33 protein-coding genes and 1 tRNA gene are annotated in these 25211 nt (G+C 58.8%); 14 read left to right on the top strand and 20 right to left on the bottom strand.

Going from position 1 to position 25211, the window contains the following annotated elements; translation table 11 throughout:
• Position 1 precedes the first annotated feature (1 nt).
• From ACR0C6_RS06980 to ACR0C6_RS06970, 3 genes are read left to right on the top strand one after another with little or no spacing between them, the layout of a single operon-like run.
• The gene (locus ACR0C6_RS06980) at positions 2-553 is read left to right on the top strand and encodes a 6,7-dimethyl-8-ribityllumazine synthase (protein WP_171206893.1); all 552 of its coding nucleotides are present in this window, start codon (positions 2-4) and stop codon (positions 551-553) included.
• Complete coding sequence (gene nusB, locus ACR0C6_RS06975) at positions 550-1032, top strand: transcription antitermination factor NusB (RefSeq protein WP_152457557.1); 483 nt, start codon at positions 550-552, stop codon at positions 1030-1032. Before ACR0C6_RS06980 ends, nusB begins: the two co-directional genes overlap by 4 nt.
• 59 nt (positions 1033-1091) lie before the next feature.
• Complete coding sequence (locus tag ACR0C6_RS06970) at positions 1092-1397, top strand: hypothetical protein (protein WP_152457558.1); 306 nt, start codon at positions 1092-1094, stop codon at positions 1395-1397.
• Positions 1398-1611: 214 nt separating this feature from the next.
• Here ACR0C6_RS06970 and ACR0C6_RS06965 read toward each other — a convergent pair whose 3' ends face one another.
• Both ACR0C6_RS06965 and ACR0C6_RS06960 read right to left on the bottom strand, forming a co-directional pair.
• Positions 1612-2037 (bottom strand): SRPBCC family protein, encoded by a 426-nt coding sequence (locus tag ACR0C6_RS06965; protein ID WP_171170550.1) that lies wholly within the window; start codon positions 2035-2037, stop codon positions 1612-1614.
• Positions 2030-2353, bottom strand: coding sequence for an ArsR/SmtB family transcription factor (locus ACR0C6_RS06960; protein WP_152457560.1), 324 nt, complete (start codon positions 2351-2353; stop codon positions 2030-2032). Before ACR0C6_RS06960 ends, ACR0C6_RS06965 begins: the two co-directional genes overlap by 8 nt.
• A gap of 114 nt (positions 2354-2467) precedes the next feature.
• Between ACR0C6_RS06960 and ACR0C6_RS06955 the strand changes: the two genes are divergently transcribed.
• A complete protein-coding gene (locus ACR0C6_RS06955) occupies positions 2468-2899 on the top strand; it encodes an MmcB family DNA repair protein (RefSeq protein ID WP_152457561.1) in 432 nt (143 codons plus the stop codon).
• Positions 2900-2901: 2 nt separating this feature from the next.
• On the opposite strand, the gene ACR0C6_RS06950 is transcribed toward ACR0C6_RS06955, so the two are convergent.
• Entirely contained in the window at positions 2902-3090 is a 189-nt protein-coding gene (locus ACR0C6_RS06950; RefSeq protein ID WP_171228478.1) for a DUF6324 family protein, read from the bottom strand.
• A 77-nt stretch (positions 3091-3167) separates the two neighbouring features.
• Here ACR0C6_RS06950 and ACR0C6_RS06945 point away from each other — a divergent pair, with 77 nt between their 5' ends.
• Together ACR0C6_RS06945 and ACR0C6_RS06940 are read left to right on the top strand one after the other, a co-directional pair.
• Entirely contained in the window at positions 3168-3650 is a 483-nt protein-coding gene (locus ACR0C6_RS06945) for an N-acetyltransferase family protein (protein ID WP_480444757.1), read from the top strand.
• A 47-nt stretch (positions 3651-3697) separates the two neighbouring features.
• Positions 3698-3774, top strand: a tRNA-His gene (locus ACR0C6_RS06940).
• A 94-nt stretch (positions 3775-3868) separates the two neighbouring features.
• Here ACR0C6_RS06940 and ACR0C6_RS06935 read toward each other — a convergent pair.
• The 12 genes from ACR0C6_RS06935 to secG all read right to left on the bottom strand — a co-directional run bounded on the left by ACR0C6_RS06935 (position 3869) and on the right by secG (position 13109).
• Positions 3869-4675, bottom strand: a complete 807-nt coding sequence (locus ACR0C6_RS06935) for an ABC transporter permease (protein WP_152457564.1) — start codon at positions 4673-4675, stop codon at positions 3869-3871.
• Positions 4672-5559 carry an ABC transporter permease gene (locus tag ACR0C6_RS06930; protein ID WP_171170555.1) on the bottom strand — a complete coding sequence of 296 codons (888 nt, stop codon included), beginning with the start codon at positions 5557-5559 and terminating at the stop codon, positions 4672-4674. Before ACR0C6_RS06930 ends, ACR0C6_RS06935 begins: the two co-directional genes overlap by 4 nt.
• 82 nt (positions 5560-5641) lie before the next feature.
• Positions 5642-6391: a transporter substrate-binding domain-containing protein gene (locus tag ACR0C6_RS06925; protein WP_480444759.1), complete on the bottom strand. Its 750-nt coding sequence runs from the start codon at positions 6389-6391 to the stop codon at positions 5642-5644.
• Between the two features lie 33 nt (positions 6392-6424).
• Positions 6425-7201, bottom strand: a complete 777-nt coding sequence (locus ACR0C6_RS06920) for an ABC transporter ATP-binding protein (protein WP_152457567.1) — start codon at positions 7199-7201, stop codon at positions 6425-6427.
• 109 nt (positions 7202-7310) lie between these two features.
• A complete protein-coding gene (locus ACR0C6_RS06915) occupies positions 7311-8069 on the bottom strand; it encodes a phosphate/phosphite/phosphonate ABC transporter substrate-binding protein (RefSeq protein WP_480618822.1) in 759 nt (252 codons plus the stop codon).
• A gap of 5 nt (positions 8070-8074) precedes the next feature.
• Positions 8075-8512, bottom strand: coding sequence for a tellurite resistance TerB family protein (locus tag ACR0C6_RS06910; protein ID WP_152457569.1), 438 nt, complete (start codon positions 8510-8512; stop codon positions 8075-8077).
• Positions 8513-8532: 20 nt separating this feature from the next.
• Positions 8533-8982: a tellurite resistance TerB family protein gene (locus ACR0C6_RS06905; RefSeq protein WP_152457570.1), complete on the bottom strand. Its 450-nt coding sequence runs from the start codon at positions 8980-8982 to the stop codon at positions 8533-8535.
• A 42-nt stretch (positions 8983-9024) separates the two neighbouring features.
• On the bottom strand, positions 9025-9318 hold the full coding sequence (locus tag ACR0C6_RS06900) for a DUF1330 domain-containing protein (protein ID WP_152457571.1): 294 nt from the start codon (positions 9316-9318) through the stop codon (positions 9025-9027).
• Between the two features lie 75 nt (positions 9319-9393).
• Positions 9394-10170 (bottom strand): isocitrate lyase/PEP mutase family protein, encoded by a 777-nt coding sequence (locus ACR0C6_RS06895; RefSeq protein WP_480618717.1) that lies wholly within the window; start codon positions 10168-10170, stop codon positions 9394-9396.
• A gap of 167 nt (positions 10171-10337) precedes the next feature.
• Complete coding sequence (locus ACR0C6_RS06890) at positions 10338-10820, bottom strand: bacterioferritin (protein WP_480618716.1); 483 nt, start codon at positions 10818-10820, stop codon at positions 10338-10340.
• Between the two features lie 122 nt (positions 10821-10942).
• Positions 10943-12586: a CTP synthase gene (locus ACR0C6_RS06885; protein ID WP_152457574.1), complete on the bottom strand. Its 1644-nt coding sequence runs from the start codon at positions 12584-12586 to the stop codon at positions 10943-10945.
• A 160-nt stretch (positions 12587-12746) separates the two neighbouring features.
• The gene (gene secG, locus ACR0C6_RS06880; protein WP_480618715.1) at positions 12747-13109 is read right to left on the bottom strand and encodes a preprotein translocase subunit SecG; all 363 of its coding nucleotides are present in this window, start codon (positions 13107-13109) and stop codon (positions 12747-12749) included.
• Between the two features lie 151 nt (positions 13110-13260).
• Here secG and nthA point away from each other — a divergent pair, with 151 nt between their 5' ends.
• The 5 genes from nthA (at position 13261) to ACR0C6_RS06855 (ending at position 16630) form a co-directional block, all read left to right on the top strand.
• Complete coding sequence (nthA, locus tag ACR0C6_RS06875; protein ID WP_480444763.1) at positions 13261-13875, top strand: nitrile hydratase subunit alpha; 615 nt, start codon at positions 13261-13263, stop codon at positions 13873-13875.
• Entirely contained in the window at positions 13872-14549 is a 678-nt protein-coding gene (gene nthB / locus ACR0C6_RS06870) for a nitrile hydratase subunit beta (protein WP_480444765.1), read from the top strand. The genes nthA and nthB overlap by 4 nt, the downstream gene beginning before the upstream one ends.
• Positions 14546-14875, top strand: a complete 330-nt coding sequence (locus ACR0C6_RS06865) for a nitrile hydratase accessory protein (RefSeq protein WP_480444767.1) — start codon at positions 14546-14548, stop codon at positions 14873-14875. The genes nthB and ACR0C6_RS06865 overlap by 4 nt, the downstream gene beginning before the upstream one ends.
• A gap of 223 nt (positions 14876-15098) precedes the next feature.
• Complete coding sequence (locus tag ACR0C6_RS06860) at positions 15099-16394, top strand: adenylosuccinate synthase (protein WP_152457579.1); 1296 nt, start codon at positions 15099-15101, stop codon at positions 16392-16394.
• Positions 16394-16630: a DUF2842 domain-containing protein gene (locus tag ACR0C6_RS06855; RefSeq protein ID WP_171228487.1), complete on the top strand. Its 237-nt coding sequence runs from the start codon at positions 16394-16396 to the stop codon at positions 16628-16630. Before ACR0C6_RS06860 ends, ACR0C6_RS06855 begins: the two co-directional genes overlap by 1 nt.
• Before the next feature lie 149 nt (positions 16631-16779).
• Here ACR0C6_RS06855 and ACR0C6_RS06850 read toward each other — a convergent pair whose 3' ends face one another.
• The gene (locus ACR0C6_RS06850) at positions 16780-18480 is read right to left on the bottom strand and encodes a hypothetical protein (RefSeq protein ID WP_480618714.1); all 1701 of its coding nucleotides are present in this window, start codon (positions 18478-18480) and stop codon (positions 16780-16782) included.
• Between the two features lie 123 nt (positions 18481-18603).
• On the opposite strand from ACR0C6_RS06850, the gene ACR0C6_RS06845 reads away from it, so the two are divergent.
• Complete coding sequence (locus ACR0C6_RS06845) at positions 18604-19311, top strand: thiamine diphosphokinase (RefSeq protein WP_480618713.1); 708 nt, start codon at positions 18604-18606, stop codon at positions 19309-19311.
• Here the strand turns inward: ACR0C6_RS06845 and ACR0C6_RS06840 are convergent.
• The 4 genes from ACR0C6_RS06840 to ACR0C6_RS06825 are packed head-to-tail and all read right to left on the bottom strand — an operon-like array spanning position 19256 to position 22732.
• A complete protein-coding gene (locus ACR0C6_RS06840; RefSeq protein ID WP_480618712.1) occupies positions 19256-20170 on the bottom strand; it encodes a DMT family transporter in 915 nt (304 codons plus the stop codon). The genes ACR0C6_RS06845 and ACR0C6_RS06840 overlap by 56 nt on opposite strands.
• A gap of 45 nt (positions 20171-20215) precedes the next feature.
• Positions 20216-20632 (bottom strand): GFA family protein, encoded by a 417-nt coding sequence (locus ACR0C6_RS06835; protein WP_171231881.1) that lies wholly within the window; start codon positions 20630-20632, stop codon positions 20216-20218.
• A gap of 23 nt (positions 20633-20655) precedes the next feature.
• Positions 20656-22029 carry an L-serine ammonia-lyase gene (locus ACR0C6_RS06830; protein ID WP_480618711.1) on the bottom strand — a complete coding sequence of 458 codons (1374 nt, stop codon included), beginning with the start codon at positions 22027-22029 and terminating at the stop codon, positions 20656-20658.
• Between the two features lies 1 nt (position 22030).
• Positions 22031-22732, bottom strand: coding sequence for a glutathione S-transferase family protein (locus tag ACR0C6_RS06825; RefSeq protein WP_171363172.1), 702 nt, complete (start codon positions 22730-22732; stop codon positions 22031-22033).
• Positions 22733-22899: 167 nt separating this feature from the next.
• Between ACR0C6_RS06825 and rpiA the strand changes: the two genes are divergently transcribed.
• Both rpiA and gor read left to right on the top strand, forming a co-directional pair.
• Entirely contained in the window at positions 22900-23688 is a 789-nt protein-coding gene (rpiA, locus tag ACR0C6_RS06820) for a ribose-5-phosphate isomerase RpiA (protein ID WP_152457587.1), read from the top strand.
• 126 nt (positions 23689-23814) lie between these two features.
• Entirely contained in the window at positions 23815-25173 is a 1359-nt protein-coding gene (gene gor, locus ACR0C6_RS06815; protein ID WP_480444774.1) for a glutathione-disulfide reductase, read from the top strand.
• The last annotated feature ends 38 nt before the right edge of the window (positions 25174-25211 follow it).

The raw sequence follows: 25211 nt of genomic DNA, 5'->3' as shown, positions 1-25211 counted from the left end.
CATGGCTGAACAAGACAAACACGGAATTCTGCCGACACCCAGCTTCGACAAGCCGGTGAAACTGCTGATCGTGGCCGCTCCGTTCTACCGCTCGATCGCCGACAACCTGATTGCGGGCGCCACGGCCGAGATCGAAGCGGCTGGCGGTACCTGCGAAGTGGTCGAAGTGCCCGGCGCGCTGGAAATCCCCACGGCCATCGCAATGGCCGACCGACAGTGCAACTTTGACGGCTATGTCGCGCTTGGCTGCGTCATCCGCGGTGAGACCACGCATTACGAAACCGTCTGCAACGACTCCAGCCGCGCGATCCAGCTGCTGGGCCTACAGGGGCTGTGCATCGGCAACGGCATCCTGACGGTCGAGAATGACGAGCAGGCCGAAGTCCGCGCCAACCCCGAAAAGATGAATAAAGGGGGCGGCGCGGCCGCTGCGGCCTTGCATCTGATCGCGCTCAGCCGTAAGTGGGGCGCTTCGAAAAAGGGCGTCGGATTCAAGCCGCCGTCCGAGTCCATCCTGGTGGCGGGCGACAGCAACGGATCAACGACAGCATGACCCAGACAGACACGCCGAAACCGGCAAACCGGAAACGCCTGATGAAATCCGCAGCGCGGCTTTATGCCGTGCAGGCGCTGTTCCAGATGGAACAGTCGGGCCAGACGACCGAGCAGGTGGTCAACGAGTTTCTGGACCACCGGTTCGGCGCGGTCTACGAGGGCGACGAGATGCTTGAGGGCGACAGCACGCTGTTCCGCAAGCTGGTGGATGACGCGGTGAACTATCAGGCGCCGATCGACCAGATGACCGACCGCGCGCTGGTGGCGAAATGGCCGATCGCGCGCATCGACCCGACCCTGCGCGCGCTGTTTCGCGCGGCGGGTGCGGAACTGACCCAAAGCGGCACACCGCCCAAGGTGGTGATCACCGAGTTTGTCGATGTGGCGCGTGCCTTTTTTTCAGAAGGTAAAGAACCAAAATTCGTCAATGCCGTGCTGGATCACATGGCGCGCGAGGCCCAGCCCGAGGCGTTCTGACACGTTTACCTGAACCAGACATGCGCTAGCATTGTTGTCGAAGCGCAAGGAGGTTCGCCATGCCCAAACTGATCCGCCTGTATATCACGCAAGTCGCTTGGGGTTTCGTCATTTCGGCCGTGTTTGTCGGGGTGCTCTTGGCGCTGAACGTCGCGAACCTTCGGCATCTGATCACCGGGTCGGAAATCGGCCTGATCGCGTTGGTGATGATCTGGTTCATGAACGGCATCGTCTTTGCCGGCGTTCAGTTCGCGTACAAGATCATGAGCATGGCGGAAAAGCCGCAGGGGCCGCGTCGGGGAACACCGGTCGCACACAGTTTTGAGCCGGCAACCGTGAAACAGGAAGCCCGCGCAGGGCGCTGATATTTCAGGGAAAGTGCGGCGGGACCACCAGTCAACCGTGCGGTTTGATTCCCGAGGACCTGTATGTACAGGTGGGCGCCGGGTAATCAGGCCAGGACCTGAACAGAGCCAGCCCCCTCGGAATTGCTTAAGGCCACCAGAATGCTACCTGTCACAAGAAGGGCAGAACCCGCCACGCGCTTAAGTAGGGTGTCTGACGGGTTCGCGCAAGAGGTCAGGCGTCAACAGTTTCGTGCAATGCCACACGCAACTTGCCGAAATGTTCATCCCATCCTTTGTCCAGGGCCAGGATCAGATCAAATGCTGCGACGCCTTGCGGCAATCCTTCGTGCACAAGCTCAAGACGTGTGCCGCCCGAGACCGGCTCCAATGTCCATTTGACCACGCTGACAGCGTCTCCCATCGGTTTGACGGTGAAGGTGTGTTCAAGATATTTTGGGGGGCGGGCGACACGGACCTCTCCCCAGATCAGCAAGTCGCCGCTTGTCGTGCCGAACATCTCAAGCTTCTGACCTTCTGCCAGTGTTCTTTCAGGTTTGTGGAACCATTCCGCCAAATGCTCAGGTTCCGTCAGATAGGCCCAAACGGTTTCCGGTTCCGCCCTGAGGAAAATCGATTTCTTCAATACGGCATCAGTCATTTTGTTTCCTTTCAATGGCTTCCTTGAGAGAGTTGAGGCGATCGTCCCAGAACTGGTCAAAATAGCTGAGCCAGTCGAGCACCGGGGCCATACCCTGTGGTTCAAGTCGATTGATGCGTTCCCGGCCGCGCGCTTCGACTGTGATCAACCCACCGTCGGACAGAATCGTCAGGTGTTTTTTGACCGCAGCGCGGGTCATGTCGAACCGGTCCGTCAACTGCCCGATCGTCATGTCCTGTGACGAGAGCAGTCGCACGATGTTCCGGCGTGTGGGATCGGCCAGCGCGCGAAACGCGTTTTGAGTTTGGTTCTCCATAAGCAACCCCAGAAATAGTACCTTTTGGTGTCATATTAGTGCAATACCAAAAGGTACTATGTCAAGACGCAAAGGCACTTTACTTTTGTTCGCTAATTGTTCACATTTTCAGCTATGACTTTGGATCTGCAACCTGGACAGAGACTGGCACGTGGCGTCGCGCGGCATCTTGCGGCGCATGGCTTTGTTTCCGTGGAGGAATTCGTGCCTGCGCGCGGGTTGCGCGTTGACGTGATGGGGCTGGGGCCAAAGGGTGAGTTGTGGGTGATTGAATGCAAATCCAGCCGTGCCGATTATCAGTCGGATTCGAAATGGCAGGGCTATTTGGAATGGTGTGACCGATTCTTTTGGGCCGTCGACACGGAATTCCCGACCGATCTGTTGCCAGATGAAACAGGCCTGATCATCGCCGATGCCTATGACGCGGAAATCGTGCGCATGGCGCCCGAGGACAAAATCGCACCGGCGCGGCGCAAGAAGATGATCCAGAAATTTGCAACGGATGCGGCGCGCCGTTTACACGCGCTTCGGGATCCCAGGCTGTAAGGTCAGCCTTTGACCGAAAGGGCGGCTTGTACCGCAGCACGAATTTCGTCGGCGATTTCTTCTGCTTCTTCCGGGTCAAAATCCATCGGTATTTCGATGCCGTCAGCTTCGATGAACAGGCGGACCATACCCTGATCGGTCGGACCGATTTGCAGGTTTGCCTGAATGTCGCGTTCGGTATTGATGCCCATCTGTGCCTCCGAGACTGAGCGTTCCTGCTAGCGCGCACGGGGTTGAGAATCAAGTCACCTTTGCGGTCAGATGAGATATGGAAGACGCCGTTCTCAGACCCTTTCACCCCGATGACGCCGCGTGGCTGGTTGAACAGCACGGTCTGCTTTATGCGCGCGACGAAGGGTTTGATGACAGCTTTGCGCCCCTGGTGGCCAGCATCCTTGACGACTTCATCACCAACAGTGACCCCGAGCTTGAAAGAGGCTGGATCGCCGAGCAGGACGGGCAACGTCTGGGCAGTATATTCTGCGTTGCTGTTGACCGGAATACCGCCAAGTTGCGGCTGTTTCTGCTTGTCCCGCAAGCACGAGGGCTGGGGCTGGGAAAGCGCCTGTTGCAAGCATGCACTGCCTTCGCACGCGGGGCAGGATACAAAGAAATGGTTCTGTGGACGCACGAAAGCCATACCGCCGCCTGCGCACTTTACAAGGCGTCCGGCTGGGAATTGACAGACAGCAAAGCGGTGCATTCCTTCGGTGTCGATCTTGTCGAACAAAGCTGGAAATTTCGGCTTTAATGCTCTTGCATTCCGCGGGCGTGTTCGGTACATCGCCCCTCACGAGTGCCGCCTTAGCTCAGTTGGTTAGAGCGCTGGATTGTGGATCCAGAGGTCCCCTGTTCAAGCCAGGGAGGCGGTACCACTTCTCCCCTTTTGAATGTGCTGTAAAGCGCGCGGGCGCGCGGTGATTGGCGTTGATTTGGTTTGGTGTCCAGACGTGACTGGCGCGCCGAAACTCAGCGCGCCAGGTTCAGTTTGAACCGCATCTTGGCCCGTTTTGCGACCGGCAGGTGCCGGTTCAGGCGTTTATTGATCAGGCCAAAGCCCCCGACAATCACCAGCGTCAGCAGGATGAAATAGAACGCCAGTATCGGGTATGGGATGAACGGGTTGAACGTCTTGTCTGCAAAGTAACTGGCGTAATACAGGGCGTCTCCGCGTTGCTGCCATGCCGGGAAGGCTGAAAAGAAGACCAGCGTTGTTGCGTGGAAAAGAAAGATCGCTTCGTTTGTGTAGGCAGGCCAGGCAAGCCGCAACATGGTGGGCCAGACGATCCGGCGAAAACGGGCCCAGCCTGACATGCCATAGGCATCTGCGGCTTCGATATCGCCCTTGGGAATGGACCTTAGCGCTCCGTAAAAGATCTCGCCCGAATAGGCTGCGGTGTTGAGGAACAGCACGATCAGCGCCCCCAGCCAGGCTGAGGTGAAGGCGTCGAACATCGGGTTGGATTTCTTCAGCGACAAGAACAGGAAATAGGCGAAGAAAAACTGGATAAACAAGGGCGAGCCGCGAAACAGGAAAATGAACCATTCCGAAGGCTTGCGAAGCCATTTGTTTGCTGACGCCTTGCCGACGGCCAGGGCCGTGGCCAGAAAGAAGCCGGTCGCCAGCGCCATGATCCCGAAATAGACATTCCAGATCATCCCCGACCCGATCAGCGTGAACTGTTCGCACAGGGTGAAGTCACTTTTGGGCAGCAGCCGCTCGCCGATACCCAGGGACCGCAGGCCGTAATCTTGAATCGTCTGCAAGCAGCTCATGCCGTGGTCTCCTTGCGCAGAAGCTCGCCGCCGGACGTGGCCTGCCCGTGGGACAGTTTCCGCATCAGCTTTTCAAGCCCAAGTTCAGATACGCGCGTCATGCCGAGGTAGAAGACAAGCAGGAACAGGAAGTACCACATGCGCCAGTCGCCATGCGGATACTGAGTGAACTTTGACGTCTTGGTGCCGCCAAGTTCGCGGGCCCAATAAACGATGTCTTCGATCCCCAGCAGGAACAGCAGCGGAGTGGCCTTGATGAGAACCATCCAAAGATTCGACAGGCCGGGCAGGGCATAGACCCACATCTGCGGCACAAGGATGCGCCAGAAGGTCTGACGACGGGACATGCCATATGCTTCGGCGGTTTCTAGTTGCGCGTGGGGCACGGCGCGCATTCCACCAAACAAAACGTTTGCCGCAAACGCCCCGAAAACAATCGAGAAGGTAACGACGGCCAGGAAAAAGCCGTAGGTTTCATGCACCCATTCCGGTGCGGTCCCCAATGGCAGCTTGGCCGCCTGACAGACGATAAAGTCATTTCCCTGCCGGATCGGGTCGGTCCATTCGGGGCACAATATCTTATGCCGCGTCCATTCGAATGCCTGATCCAAGGCTATAACGAAAAACAGGAAGAAAGCGATGTCCGGAACACCACGCACGATGGCAATATACCCTTTGCCCAGCCAGCTTAGCGGCGGGAAATGTGATCGGGCGGCCATTGCGCCAACAAAACCAAACGCCAATGCGACCGGCGCGGTCACCGCCAGCAATCCCAACACCTTGAGGAACGACAGGTAGAAGGACCAGTGCACGCCGTTGGTCAGATAGCAGGAGAACCATCGGAATGTTCCGAGCGTGTCAGGGTCAGCGCAATAGGAAAACATGTAGCGTCTTTCGAACGTCGTACCCGGTTGTTCCACCGGGCAGGGTTCGGCGCGATGGACGCGCCGAACCGCTTGATACAGATTAGTTTGTAACGACCGAACCGTCAGCGTTGTAGGTCGGAACGCCTTCGCCGAACCACTTGATGATCAGTTCGTTCAACGAACCGTCCGCTTTCATCGAGGTGATCGCCTCGTCAAACTTTGCGCGCAGTTCGCCATCCGATTCACGGATGCCCAGCCCGATGCCACCGCCCAGCGGAACGTCATCACCCACGAAGACCAGTTCTCCGGCGGATTCCTCGACGATCGGCACCAAGAAGTCCTTGTCGGCAAACACGGCATCGGCTTCACCGTTGCGCACGGCTGCGATGGTTTCTTCCGGAGTTGCAAACTCGACCAGAGTCGCGCCCGACTCGGCTACGTGGCCTGCCTGAATGGTGGCGGTCTGTGCGGCAACGACGCCGGTGGTGACATCAACATCCGCAGACGCACCGACATAGGCCGAGGCCGCAGGCGGGAAGTAGTTCTGGGTGAAGTCGATGACTTCGTCACGTTCGTCGGTGATCGACATACCCGCGATGATGGTGTCGTAGTTGCCCGAGACCAGGTTCGGAATGATCGAATCCCAGTCGTTCTTGACCCATTCACATTCAAGGTTTGCGCGCTTGCACAGTTCGTCGCCGACTTCACGCTCAAAGCCGTCGATTTCGCCCGCATCATTGATGAAGTTGTACGGAGGGTAGGCGCCCTCGGTTCCCATGCGGACCGTGTCGGCCATGGCGATACCGGCGGTCAGCGCCAGTGCGGCAGTGGACAGAATCAGATTTTTCATTGGTTGCTCCCCAGTTTGGTTCTGTTTTTGAAGTTAAGCCGCCTGAGTGGCGGAGAGAAAACCCCGAAGCCGTTCGGATTCAGGAGATGTGAAGATATCTTCGGGCGTGCCTTCTTCCTCGATCAGGCCCTGGTGCAGGAACACCACGTGGCTTGAAATGTCGGCGGCCATTTTCATGTCATGCGTCACGATGATCATGGTACGCCCTTCGGCGGCCAAGTCCTTGATCACCTTGATCACTTCCTGTTCCAGTTCAGGGTCCAAAGCCGAAGTCGGTTCATCAAACAGCAGGGCTTCGGGTTCCATGCACAGGCCGCGGGCGATGGCGGCGCGCTGTTGCTGCCCGCCGGACAATTGCGCCGGATAGGCGTCGCATTTGTCGCCGATGCCAACCTTGTCCAGATACTTGCGCGCGCTCTCTTCCACCTCGGCCCTGTCGCGCCCCAGAACGGTCACGGGGGCTTCCATCACATTTTGCAGGATGGTCATATGCGCCCAAAGATTGAATTGTTGAAACACCATCGACAGGTTGGTGCGTATGCGCAGAACCTGTTTGGAGTCGGCGGGGCGGCGGCCGTGGCTTTCCCCGGACCATTTCACAGGCTCACCCTTGAAAAGGATTTCTCCTTGCTGGCTGTCTTCCAGAAGATTGCAGCATCGCAGAAGCGTCGACTTGCCGGACCCGGACGACCCGATCAGTGATACCACGTCACCGCGATGTGCCGTGATATCGACCCCCTTCAACACTTCAAGATTTCCGAAGCTTTTGTGAAGGTCTTTGATTTCGATAACGGGTGCAGTTTCTGTCACGGGCAGTCCAGTGGTTGGTGGTGTTGGTCCGGTACTAGGACCGAAAAAAAAGGTCAATGCAATGTGCAAATGACAGAATCAAGCGGAGAAACACCCAAATTGGCCAAAATCAGTCGACAAATTGGGCAGTCGTTGATCCGCCGTCTTTGGGGGGCGCCGGAGTGGGGACAGCCAAGTAGTGCGCCGCGGGAATACCGATCAACCCGCGTATATACAGCAATCGTTGATCGTCGTCGCAAAGCTGGTCAATCGCGGCCCGAACAGCGCCTGCAATGACCTGCGGATTCTGACCCATCGATGTGATGTAGGGCAGGGTCGGAGTCGGAGTCGTTCTTGCCAGTTCGCGCAGTTTGGTCCCCAAATTGCTATGTTGTTGCAGCATCAGCCACGTCAGCATGTCCAGTGCGGCAAAGTCCGCTTTGCCATCTGCGACGGCTTGGGCAGACAGCGCATGCCCGCCGGTTTCCAACAATCCAGTGGGGTGCAGGTTTGCCTGGGTCATATGTGTGATCGGGGCTGCCCAGCCGGATTGGGACAAGCCCTCATTATACGCGAAAACCCCTGTGCTCAGCCCCGCCAGATCCCGATCGTCGTCATGCCGCGCCACAAAGACAGAGCAATAGTATCCGGGGGGACATCCGGGCAGGTCATAGTCCGGGGTGCCAACCAGTTGCACGTGACCATGCAATCGGGTTCGAAACGGCATGCCACAGGTTTGTGCCAGAATCAGTTTTGGGTCCTGCCAGACCGTCCACACGTCTTTGTCGCGGGTAAGGTGTTCCGGGCCTGATCCAAGTTGGGCGCGAATCAGGTTCCAGAACCTGTCATTGGCGGCTTGCAGGGCAGGCATGTCATACATGCCCAGCATGGCAATCACGATTTTGCAGCCTTTTGCCGTGCCAAAGCGGAATCCACGTCACTCACGCCCAGAAGACTGACCACCAGACGCAGCAGCGAATCTTCCTCGCTTGTACGGTGCCCATCGGCCAACGCCACGGACCACAGCGCCTGAACGACCGCAAGACGATCTTCGTAGGCAACCGCCTCTTTGATGGCTCGGGTAAAGCGGACGGTGTCCGGGGCCTCGGCCTCAAGATCTTCTGCGCGGGCACGCAGGGCGGCGCATTCGAACGGGGACAGGCCATAGCGTTGCGCCGAAATTCGGTCGATACGGGCCATTTCGGTATCGGAATAGTCATTGTCGGACCGTGCCAGACGCACCAGCAGGGCCGTCAGGGCCAGGCGGGCGTCATCGTCGACAAGAGGATCGGGCTGAGGCTGCGTGAGCCTGGAAAGAAATTCACTGAACATGCGTTAGATATAGCGAGCGACTAACTCACATCCAAGCGGCTTTGAACGCGTTCACGCGCAGCCTTGCTGTCGTTAAAGCTCAACCCCATGGCAACGCGGGCTTCCTCGACGATTTTCACCTCGCCTTCGTCGGTGTTTCCATCTGCCAGAACAACTTCCCATAGCGCATCCAGAGCGGCCAGGCGTTCCTTCAGATCCGTGGTCTCACGGATCAGCTTGCCGAAGGTATCGGTATCCGGCGCTGCCGCGTGAAGCTTTTCGCATGTGGCGCGCACCTTGGCTGCTTCGATCGCGTTGTGCTGGTAAAGACGGGCCAGGATTTTGTCGATCAGGCGGATCTCTTCCAGCTTGTAGTCCCGATCAGCCTGCGCCACGCGCACCATGAGCGCACCCAGAGCAAGTTCGGCATCCGGGTCCGGAAGATGTTCATGCTGGGGCGGTCTGAGCGCCTGAAGGAACTTTTTCAACATGGCAAAAGATTATTCCATATTTTGTGGTGCGCCAAGCGTAGTCTACCCGTCATAGCCTTGAATGATCACAAGATCGCCCATCGATACCGGGGCGCGCAGTGCTTTGGCTTTCTGGTATGCTTCGCTTTCGTAACAGGCAAGCGCATCCTCATAGCTGGGAAATTCGATCACAACGGTCCGGGCGCGCGCTGCGCCTTCCTTAACTTCGCGCTTTCCTCCGCGCGTCAGAAAGCGCGCACCATAAGCTGCAAAGGGCTCCGCATTTGCAGCAATGTAGGTCTTGTACGTGTCCATGTCGTCCACATCGACATGTGCAACCCAATAGCCTTTCATCAGGCTTGCCTCCTGTTTGGTTTCAAAAGCAGGGTGATGAGAAGTGACGGCAATTGCAATCCCACAACTTCAGGGTGATCAGTTGCGGTAGTGAATAGCGGCGTGCGCCTGATCTGTTAACCACTTGATCATCTGACGATAAGGAACCGGACCATAGCTGACGCGCGCAACCCCCAGTTCAGCCAGACGCGGTGTGCCGGGGGTGCCGGGCAGGGCGATGATGTTGACCGGAAGGTTCGTGCGCTCGCACAGATGGCCGATCATCGCCTCGTCTTTCAGCCCCGGAGCAAAAAAACCGCTGGCGCCCGCAGCCTCATAGGCCGAAGCACGGGCAATGGCGTCGTTCAGCATGGCCTCATCATGTGTTTCTGCCGGGGCTTTCAGGAAAATGTCGGTTCTTGCGTTGACATAGGCAGGTATGCCCGCGTCTTCGCAGGCCGCGCGCATGGCTTCGACGCGTTTGGCCTGAACCGCTGTATCGTACAGCCCGTCGCCGCCGATGATCTGATCTTCGAAGTTGAAACCTACCACGCCGCAATCCAGCGCACGCTTGACGTTTTGCGCAATGCCCTGTGGATCTTCGGCATATGCCCCTTCGAAATCCAGTGTCACCGGAAGATCAACCGCAGCAACGATGCGGCGCGCATTGTTCAATGCGGCCTCAAGCGGGATGTTCTGACCGTCGCCAAAACCCTGTGCCATGGCAACAGGTGCACTGCCGGTTGCAATGGCTTGCGCGCCTGCATCCCGCACCGCGCCGGCACTGCCAGCATCCCAGATGTTGAACAGAATGACGGGGTCGCCCTTTTTGTGAAGGCTGGCAAAGGTCTTCGCGCTTTGGGATTGATCGCTCATCGGGGCTCTCCTGTCGTCGTGTGATCAACAGTTAACCCCATGAGGGCAGACCGAGTAGAGGTTTTTTGCTCGGCAGCGTCACATTGAAGTGACGGAAACCGCACGGCCCGGTCCATTGCAAGATGGTCCGGGCCATGCTGGTGCATGGGCAAGCGGCGGTGCGTGCCTCAGGCTTCTTCTGCGGCGCCGGATACGAATTTTGCGCTGAAGTTGGCCTCACCCAAACGCTTCAACAGTTTCAGCTGAGTGTCCAGCCAGTCCTTGTGGCCTTCTTCTTCCAGCAAGATGCGTTCGAACAAGGTCCTTGACCCGACATCGCCGACCTCGGCGGCCTGCAACGCGGCCTTGGTATAGAAGTCGACCGCCTCGGTTTCATCCTTCAGGTCCGCAGCAAACATGTCTTCCAGAGACCCCGCGGCGACTGGGCTTTTCTGAAACGCAAGCTCGGGCACGCCGCCAAGGAACAGGATACGCTCGATGAACGCGTCGGAGTGACCCAATTCTTCCTGCATTTCAGCGCGCATTTTTTCGGCAAGGATGTCCAGCCCCCAGTCCTCCAGCACATGGGCATGCAGCTGGTACTGGTGCGCCGCCGTCAGCTCCATATGAAGCGCTTGCTGGAGGTTGGTAATCGTTGTTGCGTTGCTCATCGGAAATCTCCTGAAACTCTGAACGGCATTGAGCCTACGAAGCAGAAATTCTGCTTGCACATACAGTTAAGAGATCAGCCCGCACAAAACAACGCGGGGTGACAGTCCGACACAGCCCAGGGTCAGACCAGGCGCGAGGTGTCTTTCGCAGCGCGCACGAAATCGCGGAACAGGGGATGCGGGTCGAACGGCTTGGACTTCAGTTCCGGGTGGTACTGCACGCCGATGAACCACGGGTGATCCGACCATTCCACGATCTCAGGCAGGCGTCCGTCCGGCGACATGCCCGAGAAATTGAGCCCGGCCTTTTCAAGCTGCTCACGGTACTTGATGTCCACTTCATAGCGGTGACGGTGGCGCTCTTCGATCTGTGTGCCGCCATAAACTTCAGCGACTTTCGATCCTTCTGCCAGCACCGCATTGTAAGCGCCCAGGCGCATGGTGCCGCCCTTGTCGTCACCGACCTTGCGTTCGACCTTGTGATTGCCCTGCACCCATTCCTTCAGATGGTACACGACAGGTTCAAAACGTTTCTTCCCGGCTTCGTGGTCGAATTCTTCCGAACCAGCTTCCTTGATGCCAGCCGCATTTCGGGCGGCCTCGATCACGGCCATCTGCATCCCAAGGCAGATGCCCAGATAGGGGACTTTGTGCTCGCGCGCATATTGCGCGGCCTTGATTTTGCCCTCTGTGCCGCGTTCGCCAAAGCCTCCGGGGACGAGGATGGCGTGGAAACCCTCAAGATAGGGTGCGACGTCTTCGTTGTCGAACACCTCGGCATCAACCCATTCGACCTTGACCTTGACCCGGTTGGCCATGCCGCCATGGGTCAGTGCCTCGGCAATCGATTTATAGGCGTCTTCAAGCTGCGTATACTTGCCTACGATGGCGACCTTCACTTCACCCTCGGCGTTGTGGATGCGGTCGCTGACATCTTCCCATTTTGCCAGATCGGGTTTGGGCGCAGGGCTGATTTGGAACGCGTCCAGAACGGCCTGATCCAGACCTTCGCGGTGATAGGCCAGCGGCGCGTCATAGATGGTGCTCAGGTCCTGCGCTGCGATCACACTGTCGGGGCGCACGTTGCAGAACAGGGCCAGTTTCTCGCGCTCCTTGGTCGGGATCGGCCCTTCCGAGCGGCAAACCAGAATATCGGGCGCCAGACCGATCGAGCGCAGTTCCTTCACCGAGTGCTGAGTCGGTTTGGTCTTCAGCTCGCCCGAGGCCTTGATATAAGGCAGCAGCGTCAGGTGCATGAAAATGCACTGCCCGCGCGGCTTGTCCTGACTGAACTGGCGGATCGCCTCGAAAAACGGCAGACCCTCGATATCGCCCACGGTGCCGCCGATTTCGCATAGCATGAAATCAACCTCATCCTCGCCGATGGCGATGAAATCCTTGATCTCGTTGGTGACGTGCGGGATCACCTGAATGGTCTTGCCCAGATAATCCCCGCGGCGTTCCTTTTCGAGCACGTTGGAATAGATCCGCCCCGAACTGACCGAGTCGGTCTTGCGCGCGGCCACGCCGGTGAACCGTTCGTAATGGCCCAGGTCCAGGTCGGTTTCGGCCCCGTCATCGGTGACGAATACTTCGCCATGCTCAAACGGCGACATCGTCCCCGGATCGACGTTCAGATAGGGGTCCAGCTTGCGCAGCCGTACCGAGTATCCCCGGGCCTGCAACAAGGCGCCCAACGCCGCCGAAGCCAGTCCTTTGCCCAAGGACGAAACCACACCACCAGTGATGAAAATAAAACGCGCCATAGTTTTTCGGCTGCTCCCGTGAGACGTCATTATCAGCTGCCCGACGGTTTCGAAAAACCGCTGCATCACGGGACTTCACGTATAAAGGATTCGCGCCAAAAGCGCAAGAGAACCGCAAGATGCTGTTGCAGTCCTCTTCCAGGTTTCTAGGTTTTGTAGGTCAGTCGGCCTGCGGGATCAGCGGCGCGTTGTCGCCCTGTGCAGGCGGCAGAAGGTCATCCGCCGACGGAATCGCCGGAGTATTTTCTTCGCTTGAAGTCGGAGCCGGCACGCCCAAACGGTCGATCACCGAGCTGCCCGAAGATTTCTGCGCCGCCAGAATCGTCAGCGTGATCGAGGTCACGATGAAGCAAGCGGCAAGGATCCAGGTCAGTTTGCCCAAAGCGGTCGCTGCTGCACGGCCTGTCATGGCACCGCCGCCGCCGCCCATGCCAAGGCCACCGCCTTCGGACCGCTGCATCAGAACAACGGCAATCAGGCCCAGAGCCAAAAGAAGGTGGATGATGAGAACGACGTTTTCCATGGTGGTCCTGTACAGCGTGGCGTGTATCGCGTGGTATCTATGCAAGTTTGCCAGCGGGGGCAAGTGAGGAGTTCGCATCACCGCACGTGATATGTCATATCACGTCAAAGGGACTGGACAGAACGCCGATGCGTGACGCAGGCTGCGGCCCATGCCTCATGACGACCACGACCACCCGCACGCCCTTTTGCCGCCCGAACCCGCGCTGCGCGTCAAAGCGCTGGAAACGATTCTGACCCGCAAGGGCCTGATCGACCCGGCGGCTCTGGACGAAATCATCGACACCTATCAGAACAAGATTGGCCCGCAGAACGGTGCGCGGGTGGTTGCCAAAGCCTGGCGCGACCCAGCTTTCAAGGCCGCTCTGCTGGAAGACGCCACCTCGATGGTCGCGGATCTTGGTTATTATGGTCGCCAGGGTGAACACATGGTTGTTGTCGAGAACACGCCAACCCGGCACAACATGGTCGTCTGCACCTTGTGCAGCTGCTATCCTTGGCCGTTGTTGGGTATCCCGCCGGGCTGGTACAAATCTGATGCCTACCGTGCCCGAGCGGTGCGTGAACCCCGCAAGGTACTGGCCGAATTCGGCCTCACCCTGCCTGAAGACACTTCGGTGCGGGTCTGGGATTCGACGGCCGAGGTTCGCTATCTCGTTCTGCCGATGCGTCCTGATGGAACTGATGGGATGAGTGAGGAGGCGCTTGCCGCACTTGTGACACGTGACAGCATGATCGGCACGGGCCTGCCGAAGGCCCCTTCATGACCCGCGTTCACGATATGGGCGGCCGCTTTGGAGATGGTCCGATAAATCCCGAGGCCGAGGATGGGCCGGTTTTTGCCGAAGACTGGCACGCACGGGCGCTGGCGGTGACACTTGCATCCGGCTTTCTGGGGCAGTGGAATATCGACGTATCCCGCCACGCAAGGGAACGGTTGTCGCCAAAGGACTATGCCCGGTTTTCATATTACGAGAAATGGATTTCGGGCCTGGCTGACCTGTTGGTTGAACGCGGCGTTCTTTCTCTGGATGACCTGCGCAGCGGCGGAGAGGATGGGCCGCATCCGTTGGCGGAACGGATGCTCAAGGCGGACGCCGTGTCAGCCGCCCTGGCCAAAGGTGGACCAGCGGACAGACCTTCGAACGTGGCGGTACAGTTTTCCGTCGGTCAACAAGTGGTCACGACCCGTCCGGCGGGAAATCGCATTGTGGATGGCGGGCACACACGCCTGCCGAATTATGCGTCCGGTGCCAGGGGTCGAATACTGCGCCTGCACGGAACCCATGTCCTGCCCGATTCCAATGCTCATGGGCTGGGCGAAGCGCCCGAACCGATCTATGCCGTGGTCTTCCCCGCTTCGGAACTTTGGACCAGCCCGGAGCATCCGGATGACGAAGTGGTACTGGACCTATGGCAAAGTTATCTGGAACCGGCATGAGCGGCTGCAACGAGCATTCAGCCCCAGAACCGGTGTTTGCCGAACCCTGGCACGCTCAGGTCTTTGCCGTCACCGTTGCCCTGAACGAGGCGGGGCGGTTCGATTGGTCCGATTGGGCGGCACGGTTCTCGAGCACGTTGAAACGCCACGGGCTCGCGCGAGAGCTGGACGGCGGCGACGACTATTTCCATGCATGGCTGGAAACGCTCGAGGGGTTGCTGGCCGAGCAGGGCGTCGCGCCGCCACAGGAGGTAAAAGGGCTACGTCAGTCCTGGGAAGAGGCTTATCTGACGACACCTCATGGGCAACCGGTGCATCTGCGTTGATGCCGGGCAGGGGGCTCTGCCCCCGCCGCCCGTTCCGTGCGGCTCCCCCGGGATATTTTCAGCCAGATGAAGCAGGGGACCGCTTTTCATCTGGCCATAAATATCCCCGCCGGAGGCATCGCGCGTTCGCGCGATTTTCATCTGCGGCGAAATATCGGTTTCCCTGCCGTTTGCGCCCCGCTATATGAGCCGGGTTTGATAACTCAGCGCAAAAGGACCGGATATGGCCAACGTGGTTGTTGTCGGCGCCCAGTGGGGTGACGAAGGAAAAGGCAAGATCGTCGACTGGCTCAGCGAACGGGCGGACGTGATCGCGCGTTTTCAGGGCGGGCATAATGCCGGACATACGCTGGTGATTGATGGCGAAGTTTACAAGCTGCACGCTCTGCCGTCCGGTGTCGTGCGCGGCGGTAAGCTGAGCGTCATCGGCAACGGCGTGGTGTTGGACCCCTGGCATCTGGTCAAGGAAATCGCGACCATCCAGGCACAAGGTGTGGAAATCACCCCCGATACGCTGATGATTGCCGAGAACACCCCGTTGATCCTGCCGATCCACGGCGAGTTGGATCGTGCGCGCGAACAGGCGGCCAGCAAGGGAACCAAGATCGGCACTACAGGTCGTGGGATTGGACCCGCGTATGAAGACAAGGTCGGGCGCCGTTCCGTTCGCGTCGCGGATCTGGCGGATGAGGCCACGCTCGAGGCTCGGGTGGACCGTGCTTTGCAGCACCATGACCCGCTGCGCAAGGGTCTGGGAATCGAGCCGGTCGACCGCGACGCGCTGATCGCCCAATTGAAAGAGATCGCGCAAGAGATTCTGCCATTTGCTGCGCCTGTGTGGAAAGTGCTGAACGAAAAGCGCAAAGCGGGTAAACGCATCCTGTTCGAAGGGGCGCAAGGCGCTCTGCTTGACATCGATTTCGGCACCTATCCATTCGTGACCTCGTCCAACGTGATCGCAGGTCAGGCCGCGACCGGGGTGGGGATTGGACCGGGATCGATCGACTTTGTGCTGGGGATTGTCAAAGCCTACACCACCCGTGTCGGCGAAGGCCCATTCCCGACAGAACTTGAGGATGCGGATGGTCAGCGCCTTGGGGAACGCGGGCATGAGTTCGGAACGACGACAGGTCGAAAGCGCCGCTGTGGCTGGTTCGATGCGTGCCTGGTCCGTCAGACCTGCGCGACCAGTGGCGTGAACGGTATCTCGTTGACAAAACTGGACGTTCTGGATGGGTTTGAAACCCTGAAGATCTGCACAGGCTATGAACTGGACGGCGAGCGCCTCGACTATCTGCCGACTGCCGCAGAACAGCAGGCGCGCTGCACCCCGATCTACGAAGAAATGCCGGGCTGGAGCGAATCCACTGAAGGCGCGCGCAGCTGGGCCGATTTGCCCGCGAACGCAATCAAGTATGTGCGCCGGGTGGAAGAGCTGATCGAATGCCCTGTGGCCCTTTTGTCCACCAGCCCGGAGCGGGACGACACCATTCTGGTGACCGACCCGTTTGCAGATTGATGAACAAAGAGCAGAAAACAGGTCTGAGCTATAAGGCGCGCCGGCGTTGGTCGTTGGTTATTCTTGTGATCGGCCTGCCACTTTACATTGTGGCGGTGGTGACGGTTCTGAACTGGCTGGAGCGCCCCCCAATATGGGTGGAACTTCTGGTCTATATCGTTCTGGGCATTCTTTGGGCCCTGCCGTTCAAGTTCGTTTTTCGCGGCGTTGGCAAAGAGGACCCAGATCAATCCTGAGCCGGGCCATTGCTCGGACCAAGGCGGCTGGTCGGGCCCGGTACAATGGGCAACGCTGTGTCTTGTTTAACAACGTGCGTTTGTCTCTGGGCGCGCCATAGCAAAAGGGCCGGGGTTTACCCGGCCCTTTTTGTCAATTGGCGCGGCAGTCAGCCTACTGCGCGCTCATTATTAGGACGGAAGCCGATCAGGTCAGAGGCCGCAAAACGGCCGCCACCGGCTTTTTCGATTTTTCCATCGCGCAGCAGCTGTCCGAAGGAACGCAGGCTTTCTTCGCGATTGAACTCATCCTGCTTCAAAGAACGGACTTTGTTCATCAGTTGCGGGCGCGAGAATTGTTGCTGTCCTTCAATGAAAGACAGATAGGCTGCGGCCGCTTCAAGCAGGTCCTGAAGCGACTGTGCACCCTGATCCTGTGCGAATTGCGCAAAACCGCCTTCTTCCGACCCGGTTTCTTCCACCTGAGTGGTCACGCGACGCGGCATCACGGGGCCATTGGATTCGCTTTGATCGTCCACGCGCTGCTCAGCAACCAGCTTCAACGGAGCCGGAGTATCTGCCTCCGGGCGTATGCTGGTCACGTTCACTTCGGGGCGGCGCGGGCTGACCGCTGACGCAAGATCAACGCGATACTCATCAACAGGCGAGGTTTTCGGGGCCGGTTGGTCATCACGGTCGGCCTCGGTCGCGGCAACGGCGGTGCGAAGGTGCGAATAGGTTTCTCGCGCGTCGCTGCTGGAGGGATCCTCCATATGTTCACCGGTTTTGGCCATCAGTCGCGAGATATCCTGATCAGGATCGGCGTCATCCGTCAGTTTTTGGCCTGAACGGCCTGCCATGTCTTTTTCGATTTCGGAAATCTCGGACAGCAGCTGAATTTCGTCCTCTTCCGACAATACTCCTTGCGCCTGATCGTCTTGCGGCTCGTCATCTGCTTCATCTTCGGATTCGATCGCCACGTCTTCGACGTTGAGGATGTTTGGAACATCTTCTTCGTCGATTTCCTCGTCGGTATCCTCTTCCATATCCGAGAACAGGGGCTCAGCAGGAAGCTGCGCGTCGTCCGTTGCGACCTCGATTTCTTCATCTCGCAGGTGGTCGGGGGTCAATTGCACCTGCTGTTCGGAATCGTTCTCGATACTCGGCGCGGCGGATTCGAAGGCCTGGTGTTCAGATACTGCCGGCGCGTCGTCTTGTACGTCTTCCGCGTCAAGCGCTTGCAGATCCTCGATTTCTGCGGCCTCGGGCTCAGCAGGTTCAGCAAAGTCATCCGCATTGAGAGCACCTGCTTCGAACGCGGCGGCCACGGCGTCCACCGGAGGGGCGGTGTTGGCCAGCAGCGAAGATTCCTCGTCTTCGGAATAAGCAGTAGGGGGGACGTCCGAATGGGAAACAACGGCCCGGATGCGTTGCAGTTTTGCGGCAATGCTGTCGGCCGGCGGAGATGTGGTGACGTCGACGGCCTCCGCGTCCGTGAACGCGGTCTGCCCCGGGTTTGGTTGGGTATATGTGGGAGGGGGAGTGGTCATGGCATCTGCATTTTGCGCGTGCGGGACCGGTGCGTCAGAAGCGACCGGTGCCGGGGCTTCGGTGTTTGGAGCGGCACGCAGCAGAAGCCCGGATTCGTTTTGGCTGGCTTCGACGCGTTGCGATGCGTCGCGGCGTGCGATACGGGTCAGCATTTCGGCGTCTGGTTGTGGAGGCTCTGAGCCGAAGTAACGATCATCTGCAGCAAGATCGCGGAAATATTCGGCAATGGCTTTCATCGTTTCAAAGGAATCGTCGAATCCTTCCAAAGTGCAGGAGAAGGTTCCATATGAAACGGTCAATACCTTGTTATTCTGTACCATCAGACGCACGTCCTTTACAAACTACGAGAGCCCACTTACCCGGAATCGGGAGCACACGAAGGCTCTGAACTTTATGCATGAACCTATCATTTTGTGGTCTTAATGTGTCCAAATCCGGGAAAAATGGCCAATCTTTGGAAAAATGAACCAATTGTACGCTCTGCCGATCCAATCGGGTTGTTTGGGGGTGGTTTTGTTGGTTCCGAGGACCTGAATTTGGTGCTGAACCGCGTCACTTCTGTCGTTGCAGCGGATGGTGGAGCGGCGGTTCTGACAGAATCAGGCCGGATTCCGGATGCGGTCATCGGGGACTTCGATTCGCTGGACAAAGCAACGAAAGCCAAAATCCCGTCTGACCGGCTTTTCGCCATTCGTGAACAGGACAGCACCGATTTCGACAAGGCCTTGCGCAATGTGCAGGCTCCACTGGTTTTGGGGGCCGGTTTTCTGGGCGGACGGCTTGACCATCAGCTTGCCGTTCTGAACGTGCTGGTCAGGCGTCAGGAACAGGCCTGCATTCTGCTGGGCGCGCATGAGGTGGTGTTTCATGCGCCCCGCCAAATCCGGCTGCCGGTTTTGCCGGGGGATGTGGTGTCGCTGTTTCCAATGCGCCCTGTGACGGGGCGCAGCACCGGGCTGGAATGGCCCATCGACGGCCTGCGGTTGCAACCGGACGGGCAGGTGGGTACCTCCAATCGCGCGCTGTCGTATGTTGAATTGCAGATGGATGGGCCCGGCCTGTTGGTGATGGTTCCCCGCGCCGCACTCGATCCGCTTATGCAGGTGTTTCTGTCGGGGCAGAGCGAGCGGTGGCCCGTTCGCGAAGAATAACGTACAGACCGGCGGCGACCGTGATCATGATCCCAACCGCCGCCAGCCCGTCGGGCAGGTCGCTGAAGATGGCCCAGCCAATCAGAGTCGCCACAGGGATTTCCAGATATTGCATCGGGGCCAGCGTGGCCGAAGGTGCATAGCGCAGCGACCATGTCATCAGCAGATGTGCGACAGTTCCCAAAACTCCTATCGCGATCAGCAGCCAATACAAATCGGGGGCGGGCAAGGCAGCTGACAGGTTCCAGATACCAAGCGATGTTCCGATCACAAGGACAGGAACCAGCCCCACAGTGGCCATGACACCAGACACCGCCTGCAAGGAAATTGGATCAGTTTCTTTGGCGATTTGCCGCGTGACCAGCATGAAAAGGGCAAAGACCACGGCAACGATCAACGGCAGCAGGGCAGGTAAGCCCACCTCGGCAAAGCTGGGCTGGATGACCAGAAGTGTGCCGATGAAACCGACGATGCAGGCCACGAGGCGCCGCGCGCCGACCTCTTCGCCCAGAACGTATCTGCCCAGCAGCAACATGATGAACGGCATGACAAAGGCAATGGCGACGGCATCAGCCAGGGGCAGGAACTGCAACGCACTGAACATCGCGGTTATGCCGATGATGTGCAACAGCGTGCGGATGACTGTCAGGCGCAGGATACGCCCGTGCATCCGCCAGGGCCGGCCTGTTATCATCACCAACGGGATAAGAATCAGCGCTTGCACCGCGAACCGGGCTGCAACCAGCAAACCCAACGGTGTCGTTTCGCCCAACAGCTTTGCCATCGCATCCCCCAAGGGTGCAAGCACGCAAAAACCGAGCATCAAGAAGATGCCCAAGACGGGACGATCCTGAGTCATGCGCGCGACGCTATCTGCTTCGCGGCGCAGTGGAAAGGTCGAATGTCAGGCCTCGGGCAGGGGTTGAACCTTTGTGTAATCCGGCCCGGTGCAGGTGGGCAGGTTGTCATCCAGATGCAGCCAGCTCAGCCTTTCTTCATGAGCCACGTGCAATGTGGGCTGCATTGCTTCGGGGTTCTCCAAAGTGGCGACGTAAAGATGCAGCACATCCGACATTTTGGCCGAGCGGAACGAGATTGGCGTGCCGCAATCCGGGCAAAAGCTGCGCTCGACTCCGGGCGAAGAGTTGAAGCGTTTTGGCTCTTCTCCGATCCAGCGCCACTGACCGTCACGAACCGCGAAATAGGTTGTCATCGGCGCGGCGCATTGGCGTCGGCAGCTGTCGCAATGACAGGTGACGCAGGACAGGGCAGGAGGGTCGATTTCGTACTTGATGCTGCCGCACAGGCAATGTCCACGCATATCGACCCCCATTTGTTGCGATCTCAGCAGTTTGGCACGTTCACGGCCAATCCACCAAGCGAGGTTTCCTTGTATTTTTCGTGCATGTCATGACCGGTCTGACGCATCGTTTCGATCACCGCATCCAGCGGCACGAAATGCTCTCCATCCCCGCGAAGGGACAAAGACGCAGCGGACACAGCCTTGATGGCCCCCAGCCCGTTGCGTTCGATACAGGGCACCTGAACCAACCCGGCGACGGGATCGCAGGTCATGCCCAAATGATGCTCCAACGCGATCTCGGCGGCGTTTTCAACCTGTTCGGGCGTACCGCCCATCACGGCGCAGAGCCCCGCCGCGGCCATGGCTGATGCGCTGCCGACCTCGGCCTGGCACCCCGCTTCGGCCCCCGAGATGGACGCATTGTATTTGACCAGCCCGCCAATCGCGGCCGCGGTCAGAAGGAAATCTTCGATATGGCTCTCCGAGGCACCAGGAACGTGGTCCAGGTAATAGCGCAGCACCGCAGGAAGAACGCCCGCCGCCCCATTGGTCGGTGCCGTTACGACTTGCCCACCGGCGGCGTTTTCTTCGTTGACCGCCATGGCGTAGACACTCATCCAGTCGTTGATCGTATGCGGCGCGGTCAGGTTCATGCCGCGTTCGGCCATCAGTGCGTCATAGATACCCTTTGCCCTGCGTCGCACTTTCAGCCCGCCGGGCAGAATGCCGTCGGTCGTCAAACCGCGTTCGATACAGGCATTCATGACGTCCCACAGACGGGCGCAGCCCTTGGCGAAACTGTCGGCGCAGCCGCGCGCAATCTCATTGGCGCGCTTCATCTCGGCGATGGTTTTGCCGCTGGACTTGGCCATCTCCAGCATTTCAGCCGCGGATTTGAACGGGAACGGCACCGGTGCGCCCTCATCCGTTGCCTTGCCTTCGGCCAGTTCTTCTTCGGTCAGGACAAAACCGCCACCGATGGAATAGAACACCTGGCGCAGGATCACGTCCCCCTGCGCGTCCGTGGCCATCAGGATCATCCCGTTGGCGTGTCCCGGCAGGTTGGTGTCATAGTCGAAAATCAGGTCTGTTTTGGGATCGAACTGAAGCGTCGGCAGGCCGTCGGGGGTAACCGTGTGCGTCTTGGCAATATTCGCCAATGCGGCCTCGGCCTTGTTATTGTCGTAGGTGTCCGGAACGAAGCCGGCCAGGCCCAGTATGGTCGCCCGGTCGGTCGCATGGCCGACGCCGGTAAAGGCGAGCGAGCCATGCAACGAGCCCTTCAGACCCGCAAATTCAAAGGGTGAAGCACGCATCATATCCAGAAAGCGCGCCGCCGCCACCATGGGGCCCATGGTGTGCGAGGAGGACGGGCCGATGCCCACTTTGAACATATCGAAGACAGAGAGGAACATGTCAGGTAGCTGAGCCTTCTAAGGGGTTGGCGTAAATTGGAGAGGTGTAGGGTGCGGGGCCCAGACCCTCGGCCGCGATGGCCGTGTGAGTGGCGGGGCGTGTCTCGAGCTGTGCCAGGATGGTTTGCATGGCCGGGGTGTCAGGCAGCGCATACCAACTGCGATCTGCCTCGGCCGGATACAAGGCCATCCAACGCATCATGCAGGCGACATAATAGGTCAAAACCGACGGGCATTCCGCGCAAAACCAGGCTGGCGCGCGTTTTGCCAGCGCGTCCAGCAGTTGCAGGTGCTGCTTCAAACGGGGTCTGATGCCTGCGCGCAGGGTATCAGCCTGTGGTGGGGTGATGTATTTCTCGGCATAGAACAGAATGCGCAGATCGGCGTGCAGCGTGTTGGACGCAAAGAACAGCCATTTCAAAAACTCTGCGCGTTCGGGGGCGCCTGCCGCCGGGGCCAGTTGCCCGTGGCGCTCGGACAGCCACAGCAGGATTGCCGCCGTTTCAAAGATCGGCCCTTGCGGAGTTTCAAGCACCGGGATCAGCCCGTTGGGGTTCAATGCCCTGTACGCCGCGCTGTCCTGTTCGTTGCGACGCCGATCGACCAGCACAGTTTCATAGGGCACACCCATTTCTTCCAGCACCAGCCGGATCACCAGCGAGGCGTTGTCAGGGGCGTAGTGCAGGCGGTATCGGGTCAACATGTGGGCAATCTATATGACAAAGACGAGGGCGTAAGACATGATTGCGACGTTTCCGATAGGAAACGCGCAGTCTTCAGGCATCTTTACGCTTGCCGAACCGCAAATTGTGGTCGCAGTCGCGCGGCGCATTCCCTATAACTCCGGCAGGCCAAACTGGGAAAGCTGCCATGACCGGAGAACTGTCGCCCATCGACACCGCAAAATACGTGGCCGCATGTCGTGCCGCCGAGATGGTCGAGGACGGCATGCGCGTGGGTCTTGGAACGGGATCCACTGCGGCCTGGCTGGTCCGTCGTTTGGGCGAACGGGTGCAAGACGAAGGTCTGCGGATCAAGGGCGTTCCCACGTCCACCCGCACCGCGCAGCTGGCACGCGAAGTCGGGATCGAAGTCATTTCTCTGGATCAGGCCGGGTGGCTGGACATGACCATCGACGGCGCGGATGAATTCGACCCTGACCTGAACCTGATCAAAGGCGGCGGCGGCGCGCATTTGCAGGAAAAGATCGTTGCCACGGCCAGCGATCAGATGATCGTCATCGCAGATGCCGGGAAAGAGGTGGAAACGCTGGGTGCTTTCCCCTTGCCGGTCGAGGTTGTTCCATTTGGCTGGCAAACCACGCGAACACTGATCGAAGAAGCGCTGGACGCGATGGATGTACTTGGGACCTCGTCGGCGCTGCGTATGAATGGCGCGGCCCCGTTCGTGACGGATGAGGGCAACCACATTCTGGACCTGCACCTGCAACGCATCGGCAATCCCCGTCAGATGGCCCTGATCCTCAACCAGGTTCCCGGCGTGGTGGAAAACGGCCTGTTCATCGATATCTGTGACAAGGTTATCATCGGCCACGGCGACGGGCGGGTCGAACTGCGGGATATCAACGCGGGCACCCTGGAACTGGATCAGCTGCTGAGCGGATCCCGGGAAAACCTGTTTTCCGACCAAACGGACTGAGTTTTATGCAAGCCAATCGGACAAGCGTCGGCAAAAGATCGAAAATTCCACGCCCGGGGGTTGGCACCGGGGTTTTCGCGCCCAGATATCCAGAGGATTTTTGCAAGTTGAACGAAGGAACCCGGCATGAGCTTTGACTATGATCTTTTTGTGATCGGCGGAGGCTCGGGCGGGGTCCGGGCGGCACGCGTGGCAGCGGGTGAAGCCGGTGCAAAGGTCGCGCTGGCTGAAGAAGACCGCTATGGCGGCACCTGTGTGATCCGGGGCTGCGTGCCTAAGAAACTGATGGTTTTTGCCAGTGAATACTCGGGCATGATCGAAGATGCGCAAGCTTATGGTTGGGATGTTCAGCCCGGCGCGTTTGACTGGGACATGTTTCACGGCAAACTGGTTGCAGAACTGGACCGGTTGGAAGGGATTTATCGCAGCATCCTGAAAAACAACGGCGTTGAAAGCTTTGATCGGCGCGCGCGCCTGGTGGATGCGCACACGGTCGAGCTGGCCGATGGCACCCGCAAAACCGCCAGACACATCTTGATTGCAACAGGCGGTCGACCGGTGGTGCCGGATTTCCCGGGATCGGATCTTGCGATCACGTCGAATGAGATTTTCCATCTGGACAAGCTGCCCGAAAGCATCCTGATCGTCGGCGGTGGCTATATCGCCAGCGAATTTGCCGGGATCATGAACGGTCTGGGCGTCAAGACCACGCAATTCTACCGCGGTGCGCAGATCCTGCGTGGCTTTGATGAAGAAGCGCGTGGGCTGATCTGCGAAGAGATGCGCCAGAACGGCATCGACGTACGGCTGGGCACCAATGTGCTGGAAATGGCCAAAGATGGCGACCAGATACGTGTCAAGGCGACGGACGGCACCGAGGATCGTTTTGACGTTGTCATGTACGCCACCGGTCGGGCACCGAATGCCGATAACCTCGGGCTGGAAGAGCTGGGCGTTGAACGTGGGCGCAAGGGCGAGATCGTCGTGGATGAATACAGCCAGACCGCCGTTCCGTCGATCTATGCCATTGGCGATGTCACCGACCGGGTCAACCTGACACCCGTGGCCATCCGCGAGGGTATGGCCTTTGTGGAAACCGTCTTCAAAGGCAACCCCACGCCTGTGGATCACGCGCTGATCCCAACCGCCATTTTCACGCAACCGGAATTCGGCACAGTTGGCCTGAGCGAGGAAGAAGCCTCGGCCCTGGAACCGATCGATGTGTATGCCACTTCATTCAAACCGATGCAGAAGGCGTTTGCCGGTGGCACGCAACGGGTTCTGATGAAACTGATCGTGTCTCAGGCCACGCGCAAGGTACTGGGTTGCCATATTGTCGCCCCCGGAGCAGGAGAGATGATCCAGCTGGCCGGAATTGCCGTAAAGATGGGCGCGACAAAGGAAGATTTCGATCGCACGGTTGCAGTACATCCCGTTATGGCGGAAGAACTGGTGACAATGCGGCAACCTGTACGCTCCGCTTGATTTGCAAGCGCGCGCACACAAGTTACAAGTGTGCCCGT

It is taken from the genome of Ruegeria sp. AL12, assembly GCF_056540885.1.
The sequence above is the reverse complement of the archived record's forward strand: the minus strand, read 5'-3'. Positions and strand labels throughout refer to the sequence as shown.

Excerpts from the sequence above, each read along its gene's own strand:
- nthB (WP_480444765.1), top strand. The coding sequence starts at position 13,872 with ATGACCCGCGTTCACGATATGGGCGGCCGCTTTGGAGATGGTCCGATA.
- ACR0C6_RS06960 (WP_152457560.1), bottom strand. The coding sequence starts at position 2,353 with ATGGAGAACCAAACTCAAAACGCGTTTCGCGCGCTGGCCGATCCCACA.
- ACR0C6_RS06970 (WP_152457558.1), top strand. The coding sequence starts at position 1,092 with ATGCCCAAACTGATCCGCCTGTATATCACGCAAGTCGCTTGGGGTTTC.
- ACR0C6_RS06845 (WP_480618713.1), top strand. The coding sequence starts at position 18,604 with ATGGCCAATCTTTGGAAAAATGAACCAATTGTACGCTCTGCCGATCCA.
- ACR0C6_RS06855 (WP_171228487.1), top strand. The coding sequence starts at position 16,394 with ATGAACAAAGAGCAGAAAACAGGTCTGAGCTATAAGGCGCGCCGGCGT.
- ACR0C6_RS06905 (WP_152457570.1), bottom strand. The coding sequence starts at position 8,982 with ATGTTGAAAAAGTTCCTTCAGGCGCTCAGACCGCCCCAGCATGAACAT.
- ACR0C6_RS06930 (WP_171170555.1), bottom strand. The coding sequence starts at position 5,559 with ATGTTTTCCTATTGCGCTGACCCTGACACGCTCGGAACATTCCGATGG.
- ACR0C6_RS06840 (WP_480618712.1), bottom strand. The coding sequence starts at position 20,170 with ATGACTCAGGATCGTCCCGTCTTGGGCATCTTCTTGATGCTCGGTTTT.
- ACR0C6_RS06865 (WP_480444767.1), top strand. The coding sequence starts at position 14,546 with ATGAGCGGCTGCAACGAGCATTCAGCCCCAGAACCGGTGTTTGCCGAA.
- ACR0C6_RS06885 (WP_152457574.1), bottom strand. The coding sequence starts at position 12,586 with ATGGCGCGTTTTATTTTCATCACTGGTGGTGTGGTTTCGTCCTTGGGC.
- ACR0C6_RS06830 (WP_480618711.1), bottom strand. The coding sequence starts at position 22,029 with ATGTTCCTCTCTGTCTTCGATATGTTCAAAGTGGGCATCGGCCCGTCC.
- gor (WP_480444774.1), top strand. The coding sequence starts at position 23,815 with ATGAGCTTTGACTATGATCTTTTTGTGATCGGCGGAGGCTCGGGCGGG.
- ACR0C6_RS06980 (WP_171206893.1), top strand. The coding sequence starts at position 2 with ATGGCTGAACAAGACAAACACGGAATTCTGCCGACACCCAGCTTCGAC.
- ACR0C6_RS06890 (WP_480618716.1), bottom strand. The coding sequence starts at position 10,820 with ATGAGCAACGCAACAACGATTACCAACCTCCAGCAAGCGCTTCATATG.
- ACR0C6_RS06850 (WP_480618714.1), bottom strand. The coding sequence starts at position 18,480 with ATGGTACAGAATAACAAGGTATTGACCGTTTCATATGGAACCTTCTCC.
- ACR0C6_RS06925 (WP_480444759.1), bottom strand. The coding sequence starts at position 6,391 with ATGAAAAATCTGATTCTGTCCACTGCCGCACTGGCGCTGACCGCCGGT.
- ACR0C6_RS06860 (WP_152457579.1), top strand. The coding sequence starts at position 15,099 with ATGGCCAACGTGGTTGTTGTCGGCGCCCAGTGGGGTGACGAAGGAAAA.
- ACR0C6_RS06955 (WP_152457561.1), top strand. The coding sequence starts at position 2,468 with ATGACTTTGGATCTGCAACCTGGACAGAGACTGGCACGTGGCGTCGCG.
- ACR0C6_RS06825 (WP_171363172.1), bottom strand. The coding sequence starts at position 22,732 with ATGTTGACCCGATACCGCCTGCACTACGCCCCTGACAACGCCTCGCTG.
- ACR0C6_RS06915 (WP_480618822.1), bottom strand. The coding sequence starts at position 8,069 with ATGCTGGGCATGTATGACATGCCTGCCCTGCAAGCCGCCAATGACAGG.
- ACR0C6_RS06945 (WP_480444757.1), top strand. The coding sequence starts at position 3,168 with ATGGAAGACGCCGTTCTCAGACCCTTTCACCCCGATGACGCCGCGTGG.
- ACR0C6_RS06950 (WP_171228478.1), bottom strand. The coding sequence starts at position 3,090 with ATGGGCATCAATACCGAACGCGACATTCAGGCAAACCTGCAAATCGGT.
- nthA (WP_480444763.1), top strand. The coding sequence starts at position 13,261 with ATGCCTCATGACGACCACGACCACCCGCACGCCCTTTTGCCGCCCGAA.
- rpiA (WP_152457587.1), top strand. The coding sequence starts at position 22,900 with ATGACCGGAGAACTGTCGCCCATCGACACCGCAAAATACGTGGCCGCA.
- ACR0C6_RS06835 (WP_171231881.1), bottom strand. The coding sequence starts at position 20,632 with ATGCGTGGACATTGCCTGTGCGGCAGCATCAAGTACGAAATCGACCCT.
- ACR0C6_RS06965 (WP_171170550.1), bottom strand. The coding sequence starts at position 2,037 with ATGACTGATGCCGTATTGAAGAAATCGATTTTCCTCAGGGCGGAACCG.
- nusB (WP_152457557.1), top strand. The coding sequence starts at position 550 with ATGACCCAGACAGACACGCCGAAACCGGCAAACCGGAAACGCCTGATG.
- secG (WP_480618715.1), bottom strand. The coding sequence starts at position 13,109 with ATGGAAAACGTCGTTCTCATCATCCACCTTCTTTTGGCTCTGGGCCTG.
- ACR0C6_RS06895 (WP_480618717.1), bottom strand. The coding sequence starts at position 10,170 with ATGAGCGATCAATCCCAAAGCGCGAAGACCTTTGCCAGCCTTCACAAA.
- ACR0C6_RS06910 (WP_152457569.1), bottom strand. The coding sequence starts at position 8,512 with ATGTTCAGTGAATTTCTTTCCAGGCTCACGCAGCCTCAGCCCGATCCT.
- ACR0C6_RS06935 (WP_152457564.1), bottom strand. The coding sequence starts at position 4,675 with ATGAGCTGCTTGCAGACGATTCAAGATTACGGCCTGCGGTCCCTGGGT.